Source organism: Pseudomonas sp. ASL4 (genome assembly GCF_056680395.1).
On record NZ_CM155280.1, the window covers coordinates 6154780 to 6174694 of the forward strand.

21 protein-coding genes and 4 tRNA genes are annotated in these 19915 nt (G+C 57.5%); 10 read left to right on the forward strand and 15 right to left on the reverse strand.

What is annotated here, in order from left to right; genetic code table 11:
- The first annotated feature begins 2 nt into the window (after positions 1–2).
- Genes AC1MEW_RS28110 through AC1MEW_RS28125 form a run of 4 tightly spaced genes read left to right on the forward strand, consistent with a single transcriptional unit; the run spans position 3 to position 3300 of the window.
- The gene (locus tag AC1MEW_RS28110; RefSeq protein WP_201205184.1) at positions 3–839 is read left to right on the forward strand and encodes an ABC transporter permease; all 837 of its coding nucleotides are present in this window, start codon (positions 3–5) and stop codon (positions 837–839) included.
- Positions 826–1626, forward strand: a complete 801-nt coding sequence (locus tag AC1MEW_RS28115) for an ABC transporter permease (RefSeq protein ID WP_008005677.1) — start codon at positions 826–828, stop codon at positions 1624–1626. Before AC1MEW_RS28110 ends, AC1MEW_RS28115 begins: the two co-directional genes overlap by 14 nt.
- Complete coding sequence (locus tag AC1MEW_RS28120) at positions 1623–2612, forward strand: ABC transporter ATP-binding protein (protein WP_323570334.1); 990 nt, start codon at positions 1623–1625, stop codon at positions 2610–2612. Before AC1MEW_RS28115 ends, AC1MEW_RS28120 begins: the two co-directional genes overlap by 4 nt.
- Positions 2613–2646: 34 nt before the next feature.
- The gene (locus AC1MEW_RS28125) at positions 2647–3300 is read left to right on the forward strand and encodes an HAD family hydrolase (RefSeq protein WP_201201945.1); all 654 of its coding nucleotides are present in this window, start codon (positions 2647–2649) and stop codon (positions 3298–3300) included.
- Positions 3301–3405: 105 nt separating this feature from the next.
- Here AC1MEW_RS28125 and AC1MEW_RS28130 read toward each other — a convergent pair whose 3' ends face one another.
- On the reverse strand, positions 3406–4368 hold the full coding sequence (locus AC1MEW_RS28130) for a zinc-binding dehydrogenase (RefSeq protein WP_201201944.1): 963 nt from the start codon (positions 4366–4368) through the stop codon (positions 3406–3408).
- 139 nt (positions 4369–4507) lie between these two features.
- Between AC1MEW_RS28130 and AC1MEW_RS28135 the strand changes: the two genes are divergently transcribed.
- Positions 4508–6589, forward strand: a complete 2082-nt coding sequence (locus AC1MEW_RS28135) for a carboxy terminal-processing peptidase (protein ID WP_201205182.1) — start codon at positions 4508–4510, stop codon at positions 6587–6589.
- A gap of 132 nt (positions 6590–6721) precedes the next feature.
- Positions 6722–8512, forward strand: coding sequence for a bifunctional diguanylate cyclase/phosphodiesterase (locus AC1MEW_RS28140; protein WP_201255949.1), 1791 nt, complete (start codon positions 6722–6724; stop codon positions 8510–8512).
- A 310-nt stretch (positions 8513–8822) separates the two neighbouring features.
- Here AC1MEW_RS28140 and AC1MEW_RS28145 read toward each other — a convergent pair whose 3' ends face one another.
- The gene (locus tag AC1MEW_RS28145) at positions 8823–9146 is read right to left on the reverse strand and encodes a hypothetical protein (RefSeq protein WP_201255950.1); all 324 of its coding nucleotides are present in this window, start codon (positions 9144–9146) and stop codon (positions 8823–8825) included.
- Between the two features lie 727 nt (positions 9147–9873).
- On the opposite strand from AC1MEW_RS28145, the gene AC1MEW_RS28150 reads away from it, so the two are divergent.
- Positions 9874–10287, forward strand: coding sequence for a hypothetical protein (locus AC1MEW_RS28150; protein WP_201255951.1), 414 nt, complete (start codon positions 9874–9876; stop codon positions 10285–10287).
- Positions 10288–10554: 267 nt separating this feature from the next.
- Here AC1MEW_RS28150 and AC1MEW_RS28155 read toward each other — a convergent pair whose 3' ends face one another.
- The 8 genes from AC1MEW_RS28155 to bamJ form a co-directional block, all read right to left on the reverse strand.
- Positions 10555–10932: a c-type cytochrome gene (locus tag AC1MEW_RS28155; RefSeq protein WP_201255952.1), complete on the reverse strand. Its 378-nt coding sequence runs from the start codon at positions 10930–10932 to the stop codon at positions 10555–10557.
- Between the two features lie 275 nt (positions 10933–11207).
- A complete protein-coding gene (locus AC1MEW_RS28160; protein ID WP_201255953.1) occupies positions 11208–11534 on the reverse strand; it encodes a low molecular weight protein tyrosine phosphatase family protein in 327 nt (108 codons plus the stop codon).
- Positions 11531–11725: a hypothetical protein gene (locus tag AC1MEW_RS28165; RefSeq protein WP_480424399.1), complete on the reverse strand. Its 195-nt coding sequence runs from the start codon at positions 11723–11725 to the stop codon at positions 11531–11533. The genes AC1MEW_RS28160 and AC1MEW_RS28165 overlap by 4 nt, the downstream gene beginning before the upstream one ends.
- A 170-nt stretch (positions 11726–11895) precedes the next feature.
- Positions 11896–12303 (reverse strand): SEL1-like repeat protein, encoded by a 408-nt coding sequence (locus tag AC1MEW_RS28170; protein WP_201255954.1) that lies wholly within the window; start codon positions 12301–12303, stop codon positions 11896–11898.
- The gene (locus AC1MEW_RS28175; RefSeq protein WP_003223109.1) at positions 12304–12675 is read right to left on the reverse strand and encodes a hypothetical protein; all 372 of its coding nucleotides are present in this window, start codon (positions 12673–12675) and stop codon (positions 12304–12306) included.
- A complete protein-coding gene (locus tag AC1MEW_RS28180) occupies positions 12672–13013 on the reverse strand; it encodes a helix-turn-helix domain-containing protein (RefSeq protein WP_201201939.1) in 342 nt (113 codons plus the stop codon). Before AC1MEW_RS28180 ends, AC1MEW_RS28175 begins: the two co-directional genes overlap by 4 nt.
- A gap of 113 nt (positions 13014–13126) precedes the next feature.
- Positions 13127–13582 (reverse strand): YkvA family protein, encoded by a 456-nt coding sequence (locus AC1MEW_RS28185; RefSeq protein WP_201201937.1) that lies wholly within the window; start codon positions 13580–13582, stop codon positions 13127–13129.
- Positions 13583–13878: 296 nt separating this feature from the next.
- Positions 13879–14592, reverse strand: a complete 714-nt coding sequence (gene bamJ / locus AC1MEW_RS28190) for a BamJ family beta-barrel-assembly machinery protein (RefSeq protein WP_201194840.1) — start codon at positions 14590–14592, stop codon at positions 13879–13881.
- 271 nt (positions 14593–14863) lie between these two features.
- On the opposite strand from bamJ, the gene AC1MEW_RS28195 reads away from it, so the two are divergent.
- Positions 14864–16672, forward strand: coding sequence for a di-heme-cytochrome C peroxidase (locus AC1MEW_RS28195; protein ID WP_480424403.1), 1809 nt, complete (start codon positions 14864–14866; stop codon positions 16670–16672).
- Between the two features lie 28 nt (positions 16673–16700).
- On the forward strand, positions 16701–17837 hold the full coding sequence (locus AC1MEW_RS28200; RefSeq protein WP_480424405.1) for a catalase family protein: 1137 nt from the start codon (positions 16701–16703) through the stop codon (positions 17835–17837).
- 4 nt (positions 17838–17841) lie between these two features.
- On the opposite strand, the gene AC1MEW_RS28205 is transcribed toward AC1MEW_RS28200, so the two are convergent.
- The 5 genes from AC1MEW_RS28205 to AC1MEW_RS28225 all read right to left on the reverse strand — a co-directional run bounded on the left by AC1MEW_RS28205 (position 17842) and on the right by AC1MEW_RS28225 (position 18801).
- The gene (locus tag AC1MEW_RS28205; RefSeq protein ID WP_480424407.1) at positions 17842–18108 is read right to left on the reverse strand and encodes a hypothetical protein; all 267 of its coding nucleotides are present in this window, start codon (positions 18106–18108) and stop codon (positions 17842–17844) included.
- Between the two features lie 162 nt (positions 18109–18270).
- Positions 18271–18347, reverse strand: a tRNA-Asp gene (locus tag AC1MEW_RS28210).
- A gap of 18 nt (positions 18348–18365) precedes the next feature.
- Positions 18366–18441: transfer RNA gene (locus AC1MEW_RS28215), tRNA-Val, on the reverse strand.
- Positions 18442–18629: 188 nt separating this feature from the next.
- Positions 18630–18706 (reverse strand) — tRNA-Asp (locus tag AC1MEW_RS28220).
- A 19-nt stretch (positions 18707–18725) separates the two neighbouring features.
- Positions 18726–18801: transfer RNA gene (locus AC1MEW_RS28225), tRNA-Val, on the reverse strand.
- 159 nt (positions 18802–18960) lie between these two features.
- Here AC1MEW_RS28225 and rdgC point away from each other — a divergent pair.
- Positions 18961–19881 carry a recombination-associated protein RdgC gene (gene rdgC, locus AC1MEW_RS28230; protein ID WP_201201932.1) on the forward strand — a complete coding sequence of 307 codons (921 nt, stop codon included), beginning with the start codon at positions 18961–18963 and terminating at the stop codon, positions 19879–19881.
- Positions 19882–19915: the final 34 nt, after the last annotated feature.

Below are 19915 nucleotides of genomic sequence, written 5' to 3' on the forward strand. Positions count from 1 at the left end.
CCATGACCCGTGGTAAATGGCTGGCAGCCTTATGCCTGGTGCCCTTCGCGATTTTCTTTATCGTGTTCGAGATCGCCCCGCTGTGCTGGGTGATGATCAACAGCGTGCAATCGGAAGAGTTCGGTTGGGGCATCGAAAACTTCACCAAGATCTTCAATTCGAAGTTCTATTTGCAGGCGATCCAGTACAGCCTGGAGATCAGTTTCTGGTCCAGCGTGTTCGGGATCATCATCGCGGTGCTCGGCGCCTACTCGCTGCGCCGGGTCGACTCGAAACTGCGCAACTTCGTCAACGCCTTCGCCAACATGACCAGCAACTTTGCCGGCGTGCCATTGGCCTTCGCCTTCATCATTCTGCTGGGCTTCAACGGCAGTTTCACCATCATGCTCAAGCAGGCCGGGGTCATTCAGGACTTCAACCTGTACTCGAAAACCGGACTGATCATTCTCTACACCTACTTCCAGATTCCCCTGGGCGTGCTGCTGCTCTATCCGGCCTTCGACGCATTGCGCGAAGACTGGCGTGAGTCCGCCGAACTGCTGGGCGCCAGTGGCTGGCAGTTCTGGCGCCACATCGGTTTGCCGGTGCTGACCCCGGCGCTGCTCGGCACCTTCGTGATCCTGCTGGCCAACGCCCTCGGCGCCTACGCCACGGTGTATGCCCTGACCACCGGCAACTTCAACGTGCTGCCGATCCGCATCGCGGCGATGGTCTCCGGCGATATTTCCCTGGACCCGAACATGGCCAGTGCCCTGGCCGTGGTGCTGGTGGCGTTGATGACCCTGGTGACCATCGTGCATCAGCTGCTGTTGAAGAGGAGCTACCATGTCTCGCGCTGAATTAGGCCCGGTCGGTGTCTATCACCGGGTCGTGGTGTATTTGCTGTTTGCCATTCTGTTGCTACCGCTAGCCGGCACCTTGATTTACTCGATTGCCAGCAGTTGGTCGGCGACCATTCTGCCCAGCGGTTTTACCTTCAAGTGGTACATCCAGCTGTGGAGTGATCCGCGGTTTCTCGACGCGTTTGGCCAGTCACTGCTGGTGTGTGTCGGCTCACTGATCCTGTCGGTGGTGCTCATTCTGCCGCTGCTGTTTGTGGTGCATTACCACTTCCCCAAACTGGATGCGCTGATGAACATCCTGATCCTACTGCCCTTTGCGGTGCCGCCGGTGGTGTCGTCGGTTGGGCTGCTGCAGCTCTATGGCTCCGGGCCGTTTGCAATGGTCGGTACGCCGTGGATTCTGATCGGTTGCTACTTCACCGTGGCGCTGCCGTTCATGTACCGGGCGATCACCAACAACCTGCAAGCGATCAACCTGCGCGACCTGATGGACGCCGCCCAACTGCTCGGTGCCAGCACCTGGCAAGCGGCGTTCCTGGTGGTGCTGCCGAACCTGCGCAAAGGTTTGATGGTGGCGCTGCTGCTGTCGTTCTCGTTCCTGTTCGGTGAGTTCGTGTTCGCCAACATCCTCGTCGGCACCCGCTACGAAACCCTGCAGGTCTACCTCAACAACATGCGCAACAGCAGCGGCCACTTCACCAGTGCACTGGTGATTTCCTACTTCTTCTTCGTGCTGGTTCTGACCTGGGCGGCCAATATCTTGAACAAGGACAAAAGCGAATGAGCTATGTCAGCGTCCAACACCTACAGAAAAACTACGCCGGCACCACGGTGTTCAGCGACATCAACACTGAAATTCAGAAGGGTGAATTCGTCACCCTCCTCGGCCCGTCCGGTTGCGGCAAGTCCACGCTGCTGCGCTGCATCGCCGGGCTGACCTCGGTGGATGGCGGCAAGATCCTGCTCGATGGCGTCGACATCGTGCCATTGAGTCCGCAGAAACGCGGGATCGGCATGGTGTTCCAGAGCTATGCACTGTTCCCGAACATGACCGTGGAACAGAACGTCGCCTTCGGTTTGCGCATGCAAAAGGTCAACGCTGACGACAGTCACAGGCGCGTTACCGAAGTGCTGAAACTGGTGGAGCTGAACGACTTCGCCGCCCGCTATCCGCATCAACTGTCCGGCGGCCAATGCCAGCGGGTTGCGCTGGCCCGTTCGCTGGTCACCCGGCCGCGACTGTTGCTGCTGGATGAACCGTTGTCGGCCCTGGATGCGCGGATTCGCAAGCACTTGCGCGAACAGATCCGCGCAATCCAGCGCGAACTCGGCCTGACCACGATCTTCGTCACACATGACCAGGAAGAAGCCCTGACCATGTCTGACCGGATTTTCCTGATGAATCAGGGAAAGATCGTACAAAGCGGCGATGCCGAAACCCTTTACACCGCGCCAATCGATGTCTTTGCCGCCGGCTTCATCGGCAACTACAACCTGCTGGATGCCGACAGCGCGACGAAACTGCTGCAACGGCCGATCAGCGGGCGCATCGCGATTCGCCCGGAAGCCATCGAACTGAGCCTCAACGGCGAGCTCGATGCGCAGGTCCGCAGCCACAGCTTGCTGGGCAACGTGATTCGCTATCGGGTTGAAGCCCGTGGCGTGGAATTGGTGGTGGATGTGCTGAACCGCTCGGCGGCCGATCTGCATCCCGATGGTCAGCGCCTGGCACTTTCCATCGATCCAACGGCCCTGTGTGAGGTAGCCTGATGCCTTTGCTGATGTTGAAGAGAGAACTGCACTGATGGCCCTGGCAATTTTTGATCTGGACGAAACCCTGATCCACGGCGACTGCGCCACCCTCTGGAGCGAACAGATGGGCCGGCTGGGCTGGGTCGATCCTGAATCGTTCATGCGGCAGAACAACGAACTGATGGACGCCTACAGCCACGGCAAACTGCGGATGGAGGACTACATGACCTTCAGCCTGGAGCCGATGATCGGCCGCACGCCGGAAGAGGTCGACCACTTGGTCGGCCCGTGGGTGGAAGACTTCATCGAACCGATTATCTTCAGCGATGCGACCAAAGCCATCGCCGCCCACCGCAAGGCCGGTGACCGGATCCTGGTGATCTCGGCCTCGGGCACGCACTTGGTCCGGCCGATTGCTGATCGCCTGGGGATCGACGAGATTCTCGGCATCGAACTGGAAGTCGCGCATGGCGTATATAGCGGCCATACCGTCGGCACCCTGACCTACCGCGAAGGCAAGATCGCCCGGTTGCTGGAATGGCTGGATGCTGAAGAGGAGAACCTTGAAGGCGCGAGTTTCTACTCGGACTCGCGCAATGACTTGCCGTTGCTGCTGAAGGTGGATTTCCCGCACGTGGTCAACCCGGACCCGGTTTTACTGGAGCACGCGCAAAAGGCCAACTGGCCGATCCATATCTGGAAGTAACCCGGATCCCCCTGTGGGAGCGGGCTTGCTCGCGAAAGCGGATTCACATTCAACACATGTGTGACTGACACACCGCCTTCGCGAGCAAGCCCGCTCCCACATGGATCAGGTCAGGCTGTCGTCGATCACCAGCACCAATTTCCCGGACACCTTATTGCTCGCCAACTCCGCAAACGCCGCTTCGGCATCCTTGATCGGGAAGGTCTTGGCCAACTGCGGGCTCAACCGCCCTTCAGCAAACAGCGGCCACACATGCTGGCTCAGATCACTGAACAAATCCGCCTTGAACTGATCACTACGGCTGCGCAACGTCGAACCCAATAACTGCACGCGTTTGCCCAATACCTGCGCCAAGTCCAGTTTCGCCTCGCGACCACCCATCAAACCGATCAGCACCCATCGACCATCGAGCGCGGTCAGCTTGAGGTTCAGTGCCGCGTAATTGCCGCCCACCGGATCCAGGATCACATCGAACGGCCCCAGATCATTCAGGCTGTCCAGATCCCCGGTGCGCACAACGCCACCCTGCGCCCCCAGCGCTTCGCAATAAGCCAAGCGTTCGTTAGAACCGACGCTCACCCAGCACGGGTTGCCAAAGGCCTTGCACAACTGAATGGCAGCTGAACCGATTCCACTTGCTCCGGCGTGCAGCAGAACTTTCTCACCCGGTTTGAGCCCGGCAAGATGAAACAAATTTAACCAAACAGTGGCGTACACCTCCGGCAACGCAGCCGCCTCGGCCAACGACAAACCTTCAGGCACCGGCAGCACATGCCGTCCGTCGACAACTACCTCTTCGGCCATCCCGCCCCCGGCCAGCAAGGCGCAGACCCGGTCTCCCACCTGCCAGGACGAGCCCGGACCGACCTCGCTGATCACCCCGGAACACTCAAGACCCAGCACCTGGCTGGCCCCAGGCGGTGGTGGATAAAGGCCAGCTTTTTGTAATAAATCGGCCCTATTGAGCCCCGCTGCCGCCACTCGAATGCGAACTTGTCCTACATCACACGTAGGACTCGGCTCTTCAAGCCACTCCACTCGACCTTCAACGCCTTGCAATGCTTTCACAGTGCCTCCATAGTGAGTCTGGACTGAGCCCGTAGCTGTAGCGCCGGGCTTTCTTGCATTATGCGACCGGCTCTTCACGGACCGGCGACTTCAAAGACGGCCTAATATGCGTGATCAATTGTCCCCGCGTCGAATCAGCATGAAGCATCTGTTCCCCAGCACCGCCCTCGCCCTATTTATTGGTATCGGCCTTTTGCCGGTGTCGAGCAATACGTTTGCAGCCAATAGCTGGGACAACCTTCAGCCTGATCGTGACGAAGTAATCGCCAGTCTGAACGTCGTCGAGTTGCTCAAGCGCAATCACTACAGCAAGCCGCCGCTCGACGATGCGCGCTCGGTGATCATCTACGACAGCTACCTCAAGCTGCTGGATCCGTCGCGCAGCTACTTCATGGCCAGCGACATTGCCGAATTCGACAAGTGGAAAACCCAGTTTGACGACTTCCTCAAAAGCGGCGACCTGAACGCCGGGTTCACCATCTACAAGCGCTACCTGGATCGAGTCAAATCGCGTCTGGACTTCGCCCTTGCAGAGCTGAACAAGGGCGTCGACAAGATCGACTTCACCACCAAGGAAAACTTGCTGATCGATCGCAAGGATGCCCCTTGGCTCAAGTCCACCGCAGAGCTGGACGACCTGTGGCGCAAACGCGTCAAGGACGAAGTCCTGCGGATGAAGATCTCCGGCAAGGATTCCAAGCAAATCCAGGAAACCCTGACCAAGCGCTACAAGAACCAGTTGTCGCGTCTGGACCAGACCCGTCCGGAAGATATCTTCCAGGCGTACATCAACACCTTCGCCATGTCCTACGACCCGCACACCAACTATCTGTCGCCGGATAACGCGGAGAACTTCGACATCAACATGAGCCTGTCCCTCGAAGGCATCGGCGCCGTGTTGCAGAGCGATAACGACCAGGTGAAAGTCGTGCGTCTGGTGCCGGCAGGCCCGGCCGACAAGACCAAGCAGGTTGCACCGGCCGACAAGATCATCGGCGTGGCCCAGGCCAACAAAGAGATGGTCGACGTGGTCGGCTGGCGCCTGGACGAAGTGGTCAAGCTGATCCGTGGGCCAAAAGGCACCGTGGTGCGTCTGGAAGTGATTCCGGCCAGCAATGCGCCGAGCGACCAGACCAGCAAGATCGTGTCGATCACTCGTGAAGCCGTGAAGCTTGAAGATCAGGCCGTTAAGAAGTCGATCCTCAACCTGAAACAGGACGGCAAGGACTACAAGCTCGGCGTCATCGAGATTCCGGCCTTCTACCTGGACTTCAAAGCGTTCCGCGCTGGCGATCCGGACTACAAGAGCACCACTCGCGACGTCAAGAAACTGCTGACCGAGTTGCAGAAAGACAAAGTCGACGGCGTGGTCATCGACCTGCGCAACAACGGCGGCGGCTCCTTGCAGGAAGCCACCGAGCTGACCAGTCTGTTCATCGACAAAGGCCCGACCGTACTCGTGCGTAACGCCGATGGCCGCGTCGATGTGCTGGAAGATGAGAACCCGGGCGCGTTCTACAAAGGCCCGATGGCATTGCTGGTCAACCGCTTGTCCGCCTCGGCTTCGGAGATTTTCGCCGGCGCCATGCAGGACTACCACCGCGCATTGATCATCGGCGGCCAGACCTTCGGTAAAGGCACCGTGCAGACCATTCAGCCGCTGAACCATGGCGAACTGAAACTGACCCTGGCCAAGTTCTACCGGGTTTCCGGCCAGAGCACCCAGCATCAGGGCGTACTGCCGGACGTTGATTTCCCGTCGATCATCGACACCAAGGAAATCGGCGAGAGCGCCCTGCCGGAAGCCATGCCGTGGGACACCATCAAGGCTGCCATCAAGCCTGCGGTCGACCCGTTCAAGCCTTACATCGCCGAGCTCAAATCCGAGCACGACGTACGTTCGGCCAAAGACGCAGAGTTCGTGTTTATCCGCGACAAGTTGGCCTTGGCCCAGAAACTGATGGAAGAAAAAACCGTCAGCCTCAACGAAGCCGATCGTCGCGCGCAACACACCGACATCGAAGCCAAGCAGCTGGTCATGGAAAACATCCGTCGCAAAGCCAAGGGCGAAGAACCGCTCAAAGAGCTGAAGAAAGAAGACGAAGATGCGATCGCGGCCGAGCCGGACAAGATCAAACCGGAAGACGATGCATACCTGAGCGAAACCGGTCGGGTGCTGCTGGATTACTTGAAACTGAGCAATCAGGTGGCCAAGCACTAAGATGATGGCAATTTAATGCTGACGCTCCCCGGAGCGTCATCAAATAGTCATCATTCTGTCGTGAAATACAGGACTGGGCGCCCTCTTTAACCAAGAGCGCGCCCAGTCCTTTTTTTATCGCCAGAGAACGCCATGACCACAACCGAACAGCTGAGTGCCTTGAGTTCAATTCTGGCTCAAAGCGGTTTGCACAGTCTGTTCCAGCCAATCATCTCCCTCTCTGAACGACGCATCGTCGGCTATGAAGCCCTTAGCCGTGGCCCCTCCAACAGTCCGCTGCACTCCCCTATTGCGCTGTTCGCCGTGGCCCGTCAGGCCGGGCGCCTCAATGAACTGGAAATTGCTTGCCGGGAAAGTGCCTGTCGCCGGTTCAACGAACAGCAACTGCCGGGCAAACTGTTTCTCAACGTCTCTCCCGAATCACTGCTCGAAGCCGCTCACCAACCCGGTCGCACCCTGCAACTGCTGCAGGATTTCGGCATACCGCCGAGCCAAGTGGTGATCGAACTCACCGAACAGACCCCGACAGACGATTTCCAGCTGCTGCAAAATGCCTTGCATCACTATCGGGCGATGGGGTTTTCCATCGCGCTGGATGATCTCGGCGCAGGGTATTCAAGTCTGCGCTTGTGGTCGGAACTGCGGCCGGACTACGTAAAGATTGATCGGCACTTCATCGACGGCATCCACCAAGACGCGCTCAAGCGTGAGTTCGTCGGCTCGATCCTGCAAATCGCCAAGGCGTCCCGTGCGCAAGTGATCGCCGAAGGCATCGAACTGCCGGAAGAGCTCGCGGTGCTGACCGAGATGGGTGTGGACCTGGTGCAAGGCTATCTGCTCTGCCGCCCGCAGGAACATCCGCCACGGGATGCCCGCACGCTGATGCCCAAACAGGAAAGCACCACCGTCGCGCTGAACGACGAAGGCAGCGACCTCAGCGCCCTGCTCAACGACCAACCCGCCGTGGACCGCGACACCCCGACGGCCGCCGTGCTGGAAGCCTTCCGCCGCCAAGCCAACCTGAACTCCCTGGCGGTGCTCGACGAGCTAGGTCAGCCGTGCGGCATCGTTCATCGGCATTCGCTCTCTGACGCACTGCTCAAGCCGTTTGCCACCGACCTGTTCGCCCGCAAACCCATCAGCCGCTTGATGAACGACGACTTCCTCGCGGTCGAGATGAGCCAGTCGCTGCAACAAGTCAGCCGCCTGATCACCAGCCGCGCCCGGCAACGCATCGAAGAAGACTTCATCATCACCCTCAACGGCGGTTACCTGGGACTGGGCCGGGTTATCGACGTGCTCAAACTGATTACCGAATTGAAAATCCAGCAAGCCCGCTACGCCAACCCACTGACCCTGCTGCCCGGCAACGTGCCAATCCAGCAATGCCTGACGCGGCTGCTGCAACAGGCGCGGGAATCGGTGATCTGCTACGTCGACATCGACAGCTTCAAACCCTTCAACGACATCTACGGCTACGGCCGAGGGGATGAAGTCCTACTCTGCCTGGCGCAATGCCTGAACGACCGCGTCGACCCGTCCCGCGACTTCGTCGGACATATCGGCGGCGACGACTTCCTGATGGTGCTGGGTCCGGAAGACTGGCGCAAACGCCTGAACCAACTGCTCGACGATTTCCAAAGCCAATGTCGGCGCTTCTACCGCAGTGAACACCTCGAAGCCGGCTGCTTCATCGCGCCCAACCGCCAAGGCGTACGGCAAGAATTTCCGTTGTTGTCGTTGTCGATTGGCGTGGTGCATTTGCACCCTGAGGCCTGTGCCGGGCTTGATGCAAGCCTGCTGGCGGAGATGGCATCACAGGCCAAACACCACGCGAAGAATGTGCCGGGGTATAGCGTGCATGTGATTGATAGCCTGGCGGTGCCAATGGCCGAAGAAGCGTTGGTTGCCGGGCATCGGTGATCGCCACAAAAAAAGATCGCAGCCTTCGGCAGCTCCTACAGAACAATGGTGTACATCCCGGAGCTGCCGAAGGCTGCGATCTTTTGATCTTGATCTGGTGGCAAGGGACCTGCCCCGCAAGCCTGCGAAGCCGCCAAAAATATCTCAGCACCCCTAAACCCTGTGGCGAGGGAGCTTGCTCCCGCTGGGCTGCGCAGCAGCCCCAAAACCAGCACCCCAGACTTTCCAGGCACACCACAGTGCTTGGTTTGACGGCTGCTGCGCAGCCGAACGGGAGCAAGCGCCCTCGCCACAAAAACAGCGCTAGACGCTACTCCGAAGGCATCGCCCGCAACCGCCGCCCAATCACATCCAGCACATCACACCCATCGCGCAGCGGAATGGCACAGAGCAAAGCAAAGTCGCTGAGGATGAAGGATTCACAGTCAATCGAACCGCGCATGGACAGGTTCTCTAACACCTGGGTGACGGCGCGGATTCGGTAGTTGGCGGCGTCATACAGAACATCAACTGGCGCATGGGTGTCGACGAACAAGGTGGGCATTTCACTGCAGTTGCTGGTGAGTGCCATGAAGCGGTTTTTGGGGTGGGGAATGTGTTTTTCGTACGGCGGGTCGGGGTGAAGATTTTTCATGCTTTTAACCTCTGGTAGTCAGTGGAGCTACCATCAGCCTTCCTACAGGCTTGGGTGGCAGCTATACGCGGGGTAGGAATATCGAGACCAGAGAACTCGACCACACCGAAGCGTGCCCGCGCACAGCCGCCGCTGCTGATATTACGGGCGCACGTTAACGGCCGCAAATCAGGATCGACGCCAAAGCGTTTCTCATGGTCTGGAAGGGTTCCTACACCCTGTCACTGAAAATGCAGTGACCACCAAAGCCTACCGATTGAATCCACCGCGCACCAGTTCATCAAAACCGCTACGACTTGAAGGAAATTTCCGAAGACCTTGCCCAGAAATTCGCCAAAAAAAGAAAGTAGATGTGGCGAAAGCTTTTACTGAAGCCGAGTTTGATTCCTTCACCCGTTGGGTGACCGCTTTTGACCCAAGACGAACGTCATCGAATGGGCTGCGTCTCGTCCTGGCGGGGAATACTTACTGCATGCACCGTTCACGCTGCGCTTACTAAAAATAAGTTCTCGTGGCGGAAACTTAGTTTGGGATGCTCAGTCTGTATTAGTAATGGCAGGCCGCCACCATTTTTTGATTTGATCAGCTGTGCAAAGCAGACTTTTCTTCCTAGCCTGATTGAGGAGCTCTAGACAAAAAGCCACTCACAAATACTCTTGCATGAAATACATCAATCGTTTTCCTAATTATTTTCGCCAGTGATCTCGAGACCTCTCAAGGAACTATCATGAAGCTGAAGGTTTTTCTGCTGAGTTCGATTCTGTTTGCTTCGCCATTGCATCAAGCCTTTGCCGATAGTTGCAGCGCAAACTATAATGGCGGACAAGACTGTCATTACGATAATGGAACAACTTCTCGCAGCAGCGCGAATTACAATGGTGGACAGGATACAACCTACAGCGATGGCCGTTCATCCCGCAGCAGTGCGAACTATAATGGCGGACAGGATACAACCTACAGCGATGGCCGCACGTCTCGCAGCAGCGCAAACTATAACGGTGGGCAGGATACAACCTACAGCGACGGCCTTTCGTCTCGCAGCAGCGCAAACTATAACGGCGGGCAGGATACAACCTACAGCGACGGCCGTTCGTCCCGCAGCAGCACGAACTATAATGGTGGACAAGATACGCGGAATTAGAACAAAAACTTATGGCATGAGCTTGGCTTTTGGTGTCGGAGGTTAAATAAACCTTTCCTGTGGGGTCTAGGAAAAAGTGCAAAAAACAAGGGAGTGTATTTATTTTTCACTGAAGAATAGATCCGTCCACTTTTTTAACTTGTATTAATCCGAGATTGTTCATGGCGATGTGCCCGCGAGAGGTCGACGGGCTCACCGGCATTGTCCCACAAGCCCTCAAACCTGAAATAGCTCTTAGATTTCTGTGCCTACCTCTCAATTCAAAAATCATCGATTTTTTGAAATCACACCATTCATGTATTGGTTTAAATCGCGCAGATCATTAATCCTCCATGAGTACGGCGATAGCTTTACACCATTCTCTCGCAAAGTTTTTGGAATCAAGTCTCCATTTGGACGAAGTATTATCGACGAAACAATCACGCCCGGATAATCATTTAATCGTTTTTTGAAAGCGGATGTTGTTAGATCAGGTGTTGGAGGATTGCTTTTATTAGCCAATGGTCCTGTTGCTTTGAGATCTACTCCGTGGCACATGGTGCATCGCTGCAAATAGAGATTTTTTCCATTAACATTATCCGCGAAGGATAGTGATGTTTGAATTAGCGATAAAACCCCTAGCGAAGCGATGAATAATATTTTCATTGTTTTTATCTTCCTTGATGGATCAGCGTCGATTGGACCCGATTTGGTACGCGGGAAAAATATCAGCCATCGTATCGGCACACACAGTCATTTCTGATACCCATTGAATCAACTCGTTTTCCAGGCGCATCCCAGTGACCATTGCTTCTGGCCGATAGCAGACCTCCACGACAGTGAGCCATCAGCCCAGTGCAGTTAAATCTACGGCAATTGTTATGCGGTCGTCTAACTGGCATACACGCTACTATCCCGCGACAGTAGTTTTCGCACGAAGTCTATTTAGCAAGGCAGGCCGTCACCGCTTCCTCAAGCATGTCCACCAATTCCGAATCCATGAATTGGTAATCATCAGGAATATCCAGACAGTAAATCCGCTTGTATTCCAGCAACCGGGCGTATCCTGCCTGAAGACGATGCAGGTGTTTTCGCTCCATGACGAAGATTACATCGGCCCAGCGGATATCCGCCGGGCCGATGGGTTTACGTGCGCTTGGGCTAGTGCCCGCCGAGCGAGCATCGAAGCCGGGGCGGCGGCGCCAGATCGCTTCCGCAGTGGGGCTACGCCATTGATTACGGCTGCAGACGAACAGGAGGTTAGTCACTCTTGATCCAACAGTTGGCGGGTGGTGCGGATGGGATAGCTCATGCCGAGTTGGCGTGCCCTGAGTAGCTTGGCGGCACGGATGTACATCAGCTTCCAGTGCTTTTCTGGCTTGATTTTCAGCGGAGGAACCGCTCTGTCACTGCCGTGTTTATTGGCCTGTGAGCGTCTCCAGGCGCGGGTTCTTTCCATGGTCCTGTCCTCGTGAGTACCGGGTTCAGCAGCCGCGGTAATACGAGTTGGGCGTATGGTAAGCGTGAATCGGGGCAGTGGCTAGGTGGATGTAGTACTCGAAATCAGCAGCGGCATGTAACGAGGAGCGTCACGGGTTGCATTCCCACGCGGAGCGTGGGAACGATCAATTAATGCGCAGTATCGCCACTCACCAACCCTTTCAACTTGATCTCCGCCAACGGATGCCCAGCCTGCACCGCAATCCGCCAAAACCGCGCGGCCTCCACCGGGTCCGGCGCTTTGCTCGGCGTCCCCGCCAAACTGATCACCCCAATCTGATACGCCGCTTTGCCATCCCCCGCCAACGCCGCCAAACGCAGCAATCGCACGCCTTCCTCACGAGCACCAAGCCCAACACCGCGAAAGGTCAGGATGTGGCCATAGAAGCTCTGGGCGCCGACATTGCCGAGGTTGGCCATGCGGGCGAATTGGCCCTCGAGCCATTTCCAGCCTCGGGGCTGTCGCACAAACCATGACCAATGAAACAACCGGCGGGCCAGCCAGTAACCGGCCCGCGCTTTGAGGCGTAAAAACACTCAGGCCTCCGCTGATTCTGGGTACTCGTATTCGAACACGCGCACTACTTCCGACGCATGCCAGGACGCGGCGGCGACGCCGTCGGACGGGCCGGAGAAACGCCCCAGGCGTTCGACGCATTCGAAGAAGCCGGTGCGTGGCAGGCGACTGGCGCCCTGGCTGATCACCAGCGAACTGCGCAGTGGCTGCTCGGCCTTGGCGTCCAGTGCGGCGAGGTGTTCAAGGGCTGCGGTCAGGGTTTGCATGGCCGGCGTCGGCAACTGCAATCGCTCGAGCAGCGCTCGGTAAGTCAGCAGATGGCGCTGGCGGCGCGCCTGATCCAGTTCACCCAGCAACCCGTCCCAATGTTGACGACTGATGCGTACGCTCACGATTCATCCCTCCACCCTGGCACCGTCAATTCCCAGGCCAGGCTGCGGCGAATCGCAGCGTCGGGTTGACGCTCGCCACTTTCGATCAAGGCCAGATAAGACGGGCTGATGCCTACCGTGCGGGCGAGCGCCTCAATGGCGATGCCCTTCCCTTCGCGCAATTTACGGAGTTGATCCAGACCCGGAAGGATCTGGTCTGCAACGACTGCCGGACGCTCTACGGCGGCCCTTGGCGGTTGTTGCTCGATGCCTGCTGCTTTCAGTAAAGCCTGGTACTGAGCCCAAGGTAGAACCGCATATTCGGGCTCGCCTTCGCGTGTGATTATCTGAATATCCATGACTTCCCCGTAGGACAACGACACTTAGCGAGTCGGCACTTTTCCCTTGAAGTGTAATCCTAACAGCGGCCAAGGTCGCGGGGGCATGAAACTATGGCTGAAACTGAAACAACTCAGTCATCTTTGGGGCCCTGAAGCTGAAGTTGCTCCGGGGTATCGGGCAGTCGCTCGACCGACGCCAGCTTCTCCGGCAGCTGACGATCGCGCCAGGCACGGAAGGCATTGAGTTCGTCGTCGAGGGTTTTCATGACCCAGGCGAGCACTGCGATGTCGTCGAGCATGCCGAAAACCGGGATGAAATCCGGAATGGCGTCCAAAGGGCTGAGGAAGTACATCAGGCCAGCCACCACGATCAGCATCGATTTGCGGCTGATGGCCCGGTACTCGCCGCGCCAGTAGGCCAGGCACAGGGCCTGCAACAGGCGCAGGTCATCCTTGAGCTTACCCAGGCGACCGCCCTGGCTGGCACTTTTGCTGGCCACGGCAAACAGCAGGGTCGGCAATCGACCTCTGGCCAACAAGCGACCGGCCAGTGGCAGGAATCGAGCGAAATTCCAGGGTGCTTTCATCTTTTCCTCCCGCTGAAATGTTATCCACACAAATTGTGGATAACCTTGTGAACAGAGCTGCATTTCACGGCTGGAAGCCCCGTTTTATAAGGGCTGAACTCAGATCGGGCGTTTTTTACTCACATAAAAAAACCCAAGATTTCATTGACTTGGCTGTGCAGTACGTCTAGCACAGGTGTCTTCACTGGCTATGACTCCACCCTACAGCATCCGTTCGCTTTGTTTGTACTTTGCCAAACGCCAGATACAACAACGCCCCACATAATGCGGGGCGTTGTTTTTGCATCAGACGACGATTACTTCGCGGCGTCTTGTTTCGCTGGATCTTTGATCGCCAACAGCTCCAGATCGAACACCAGCACCGAGTTGGCTGGAATTGCCGGGCTTGGGCTTTGCGCGCCGTAAGCCAGGTCGCTAGGGATGTACAGTTTGTACTTCTCGCCAACGTGCATCAGTTGCAGGCCTTCGACCCAACCAGGGATCACACCGCTGACTGGCAGATCGATCGGGCTACCGCGATCAACCGAGCTGTCAAAGGTAGTGCCGTTGGTCAGCTTGCCGGTGTAGTGAACAGTCACCACATCGGTCGGCTTAGGCTGAGGACCATCAGCTTTCTTCACGACTTCATACTGCAGACCGGAAGCAGTGGTCACCACACCGGCTTTCTTGGCGTTTTCTTCGAGGAATTTTTTGCCGGCGGCTGCCGACTCTTCGCTCATCTTCGCCATGCGCTCTTCAGCACGTTTCTGCAGTGCTGCAAAGGCTTCGACCAGTTCGTCGTCCTTCAGCTTCTGTTCTTTCTTGCCGACGGCATCTTCGATGCCTTGGGCTACGGCCTTGGAATCGAGATCATCCATGCCTTCCTGAGCCAGGCTCTTGCCCATGTTCAGGCCAATCCCGTAGGAAGCTTTTTGCGCCGGGGTTTTCAGCTCTACGCTGGTCTGCGAGTCACAACCCGCAAGTACCAGGCTTACCAGGGCCACCGCCGCCGCCAACCGATGCTGTTTCATGCTATTTCCTTGTTCATGCGCCTAAAGGGCAATCGAATAAAGCCGCGAGCTTATCAGGCGGCCACGACCAATGGCTACCGGCATGAGAGCAGGAAACTTCTGATAAGTTCAGGTCTTTTAAAGCATTTCGGGAATGGGCTGGATGAAGTTTCTGTCATCTTGCTCTCACAGACGCCGATGCCGGATCCTACAACACTTGGCGTAATGGCCACTTGCCGCCACCTAAGGAGCTGAGGCATAAGAGAGCCATAAATTGACAAGGACGTTTATCTTGCGCCTCTTACTCCGCCTGCTGGGTCTGATCGCCGTACTGCTGGGGCTGGGCCTGGCCGTGGTTCTGTACTACATCGCCAACCCTAAACTGCCCGTCTATACCCCTGCGCAACAGGTGCATTACCTGGAGCAGTGGAGCGCGGCCGACCGTCAGACTTACTACTTCACCCCTCAAGGCACCCAGGTCAAAGGCTTGCGCTATGACTGGTTCGCGGCACTGGAATTGCCTTTTTCACAAGAGCGCTTCGCCGCCCCCGAATACATGGCGCGCTTTGGTTTTCTGATCGATCCCGCTCAGAAAGCCACACCGAATAATCCCGGCAACTTGCCCGTAGGTTTCGCCCGGCACCAAAACCCCGACAGCAAGGACCAATTCCTCGATATCACTTGCGCCGCCTGCCACACCGGCGAACTGCGTTTTAACGGCCAGGCCGTGCGTATCGATGGTGGCTCGGCGCAGCATGTTCTGCCGGCCAGCGTGCCGACCCTGCGCGGAGGCAGTTTTGGCCAGGCACTTGTGGCCAGTCTTGCCTCAACTTATTACAACCCTTGGAAATTCGAACGTTTCGCACGCAACGTATTGGGTTCGGACTACGACGCCCAGCATCAAGTCCTACGCGAGGACTTCAAGAGCTCGCTCGATACCTTCCTGAAAGTCGCCTGGAATGACACCCATCGCGGGCTCTATCCGACCGAAGAAGGCCCCGGCCGCACCGACGCGTTCGGCCGCATCGCCAATGCCAGTTTCGGCGATGCGATTTCGCCGGATAACTACCGCGTGGCCAACGCCCCGGTGGACTATCCACAACTGTGGGACATGTGGACCTTCGACTGGGTGCAGTGGACCGGTTCGGCACAGCAACCGATGGCGCGCAATATCGGCGAGGCGCTGGGTGTTGGCGCCACGCTGAATTTCTTCGACGCCGACGGGCAGCCGCTCAAAGGTGATGCACGCTACCCCTCCAGTGTCCGTGTGCGCGACTTGCAACTGATCGAACAAACCCTGCAACGGCTCAAGCCGCCGGCGTGGCCGGAAGACCTGCTCGGCAGCGTCGACAAACCCTTGGCCGCCAAAGGTCGTGCGCTGTTTGCCGAGAACTGCGCCAGTTGCCATGTGCCGCGTGTTAAGCAGGTCGATGGACGTGCGGTACAACAACTCAAACTGCTGCCGGTCGCGGCGATAGGTACCGACCCCACCGCTGCGAACAACATTGCCGACCATCGTTTCGATCTGACGGCCCTGCAATGGGACCCGGCGGAGTTGGCGACACTCGACGTTCAGTTACATCCCAAACCCACCGAGCCGCTGGACCTGAGCAAGCTCTCGGTGGCCAAGGGACTCGCGTATGTCACGGCGTTCGTTGAGAACCATGCTTACCGCGAGGCCAACGTCACGCCGGCCGAGCGACCGGACATCGATGGCTTCGGTCTGCCGATCGGTGTCCAGGAATTGCGCGTCTACAAGGCCAGGCCGCTGACCGGCGTGTGGGCCACGGCGCCCTTCCTGCACAACGGTTCGGTGCCGAGTATTTATCAACTGCTCTCGCCCCAGGACGAACGTGCGACCACGTTCTACAAAGGCACCTTCGAGTACGACCCCAAGCACCTGGGCTATCGCACCGAAGCCTTTACTAACGGCTTTGTGTTCGACACCCGCATCACCGGCAATCACAACAGCGGACATGAATTTCGCGCCGGCGAGCGCGGTAATGGCGTCATCGGGCGCCTGCTGCAACCGGAGGAACGCTGGGCGCTGCTCGAATACCTGAAAGTGCTGGGCGGCCCACTGGAGGCGCAATTGCCATGACCGCCCCTTCAGTCAAAAGGACTTACCCATGCTGATCACCCTGTGGCTGCGCCTCGGCGCGTTTCTAGCCAAGACCCTGCTCTGGTTGCTCGGCCTGGGGTTGCTGGGCTGGGCGCTGGCCACCGCATGGTTTGCCTGGCAGCACAGCGGCCCGGTCTCCGCGCAGGAAATGATCCCGGACGGTGAATCAGCGATGACCCAGGACATTATTCAGACTGCTGTGCGCATCGTCGACCAGCACCGGGAAAGCACTCGCTACCTGCGCGACGCCCACGCCAAGGCCCATGGCTGTGTGAAGGCCGAGGTTCAGGTATTGCCGGATCTGGCAGCAGAACTGCGTCAAGGTGTGTTCAGCGAACCCGGCAAAATCTGGCAAGCAAACATTCGACTGTCCAATGGCAACGCCTACCCGCAATTCGACAGCATCCGCGATGCCCGTGGTATGGCCATCAAGTTGCTCGATGTGCCCGGCAAACAATTGCTGGCCGACCAACCGGCGCGCAACGAGCAGGACTTTGTGATGTTCAGCCATCCGAATTTCTTCGTCAGCGATGTCGCCGAGTATCGTCAGAATGTGGCGGCCCAGGCTGACGGCAAAAAGGTCATGGCGTTCTTCCCGAGCTGGGACCCGCGCAGTTGGCAGGCTCGTCACCTGCTTATCGCGCTGGCGACACTCTCCCCCGCCCCCGAAAGCCCGACCCGGACTACCTACTTTTCGGTTTCGCCCTACAAATTCGGCGATGCCAATGCCAAGTTCCGCGTCATGCCGGACCCCGAGAGCTGCCCGACCTACGCGTTGCCCAAGCAAAATCTGGCTCTGCCGAACTTCCTGCGTAATGCGCTGAACCAGCAGCTGTCGACGGACCGGGTACCGGCGTGTTTCGTCTTGCAGATCCAGCGCCAGGATGCCAACAAATACATGCCAATCGAAGACACCAGCGTTGAATGGCGCGAAAGCGATGCACCCTTTGAAACCGTGGCGCGGATCAATGTCCCCGCCCAGGACTTCGACACTCCTGCGCTGAATCTGCAATGCGACAATCAGTCGTTCAACCCGTGGTTCGGCCTCGAGGCGCATCGCCCGATTGGCGGGATCAATCGCTTGCGCAAAGCGGTGTACGAAGCGGTCAGCGACTATCGGCACAGCCGCAACGCCGAACAATAAATCGTTAGTCTGGAAGAACCCGCCCGGAAACTGGCCAGCCCGCGCCGGGGAGTTCAACCCTCAACTCCCCCGCTGCCGCCACCAGATCGATGAACGCTCCCGGCACCATCCGGCCCTCGGCAATCGCCTGCTCGATTTCGCTTTGGCCCTGTGTTGGCGAGGTCAGCTGGGCAATCAGTTTTCGTAACTGCTCAGTCTGTTTGCTGCAAAAACTCAGTACTGCACCGCCCCAGGTCGACAGGTACAAACAATAGTCTGGAGCGACAAGCAATCGATCCAGCCCCACCCGCATGTCTTGCGGCGAGAAAAAGTGCTCATATTCTATGCCGTGGCCAGAATCTATCGATTACTCAAATCCCGGACAGCAAAAAGCCCGCATTAAGCGGGCTTTCTGTGTGGTGACCTGGCGTTCAGCGTTCCAGATTACCGAATATGGCGCAGCGGACGGGACTCGAACCCGCGACCCCCGGCGTGACAGGCCGGTATTCTAACCGACTGAACTACCGCTGCGCGTAGCATTGAAAGTAATGGTGGGTGATGACGGGATCGAACCGCCGACATTCTGCTTGTAAGGCAGACGCTCTCCCAGCTGAGCTAATCACCCAGTACCTTCGTTACGGGGCGCATTATGCCACAAGTTTTCGTAACGTGTTGATTTAATTGAATATTTTTTCAAATAAATCCGAAAACCGGTGAAATGACACATCCCGCAGGAACAACAGACAGAAAAAAACCCGCGTTAGCGGGCTTTTCCGTGGTGACCTGGCGTTCAGCATTCCAGGTTACCGAATATGGCGCAGCGGACGGGACTCGAACCCGCGACCCCCGGCGTGACAGGCCGGTATTCTAACCGACTGAACTACCGCTGCGCGTAACACTAAAAACGAATGGTGGGTGATGACGGGATCGAACCGCCGACATTCTGCTTGTAAGGCAGACGCTCTCCCAGCTGAGCTAATCACCCTTCGCTTCGGTGTGGCGCGCATTCTACGGAGCGACCCAACCTCTGGCAAGCACTTTTTTAAATAATTTTCTCAGGCCTTCCAAAGGCTTAGAGAAGGGTTGGCCTATGGCGCCGCGAAGAGAATAATGCCCCCCTTTGTATAAAGGAGAGACTCGCCTCATGTGGTTCAAAAACCTGCTTATCTATCGCCTGACCCAAGATCTGCCTTTTGATGCCGAGGCGTTGGAAACTGCACTGGCGACCAAACTGGCGCGTCCATGTGCAAGCCAGGAGTTGACCACCTACGGTTTCGTCGCGCCGTTCGGCAAGGGCGAAGATGCTCCGCTGGCGCACGTCAGCGGCGACTTCCTGCTGATCGCTGCCCGTAAAGAAGAACGCATTCTGCCGGGCAGCGTCGTGCGTGACGCGGTGAAGGAAAAGGTCGAAGAGATCGAAGCCACGCAAATGCGCAAGGTCTATAAGAAGGAACGCGATCAGATCAAGGATGAAATCATCCTGGCGTTCCTGCCTCGTGCCTTTATACGTCGTTCGTCGACCTTCGCCGCCATCGCGCCGAAACAAGGCCTGATCCTGGTGAACTCGGCCAGCCCGAAACGCGCCGAAGACCTGCTGTCGACCCTGCGTGAAGTGATCGGCTCGCTGCCAGTGCGTCCGCTGACCGTGAAAATGGCCCCGACCGCCACCATGACTGACTGGGTCAAAACCCAGAAAGCTGCGGACGACTTCTTTGTACTGGACGAGTGCGAACTGCGCGACACCCACGAAGACGGCGGCATCGTGCGTTGCAAGCGTCAGGACCTGACCAGCGACGAAATCCAGCTGCACCTGAGCACCGGCAAAGTCGTCACTCAGCTGTCGTTGGCCTGGCAGGACAAGTTGTCGTTCATGCTCGACGACAAGATGACCGTCAAGCGCCTGAAGTTCGAAGACTTGCTGCAGGATCAGGCGGAACAGGACGGCGGCGAAGAGGCCCTGGGCCAACTGGACGCCAGCTTCACCCTGATGATGCTGACCTTCGGCGACTTCCTGCCGGCACTGGTTGAAGCGTTGGGTGGTGAAGAGACTCCGCAAGGGATCTAACAACCGGTTCCCGCTGAGGAAACCGGATCAACTG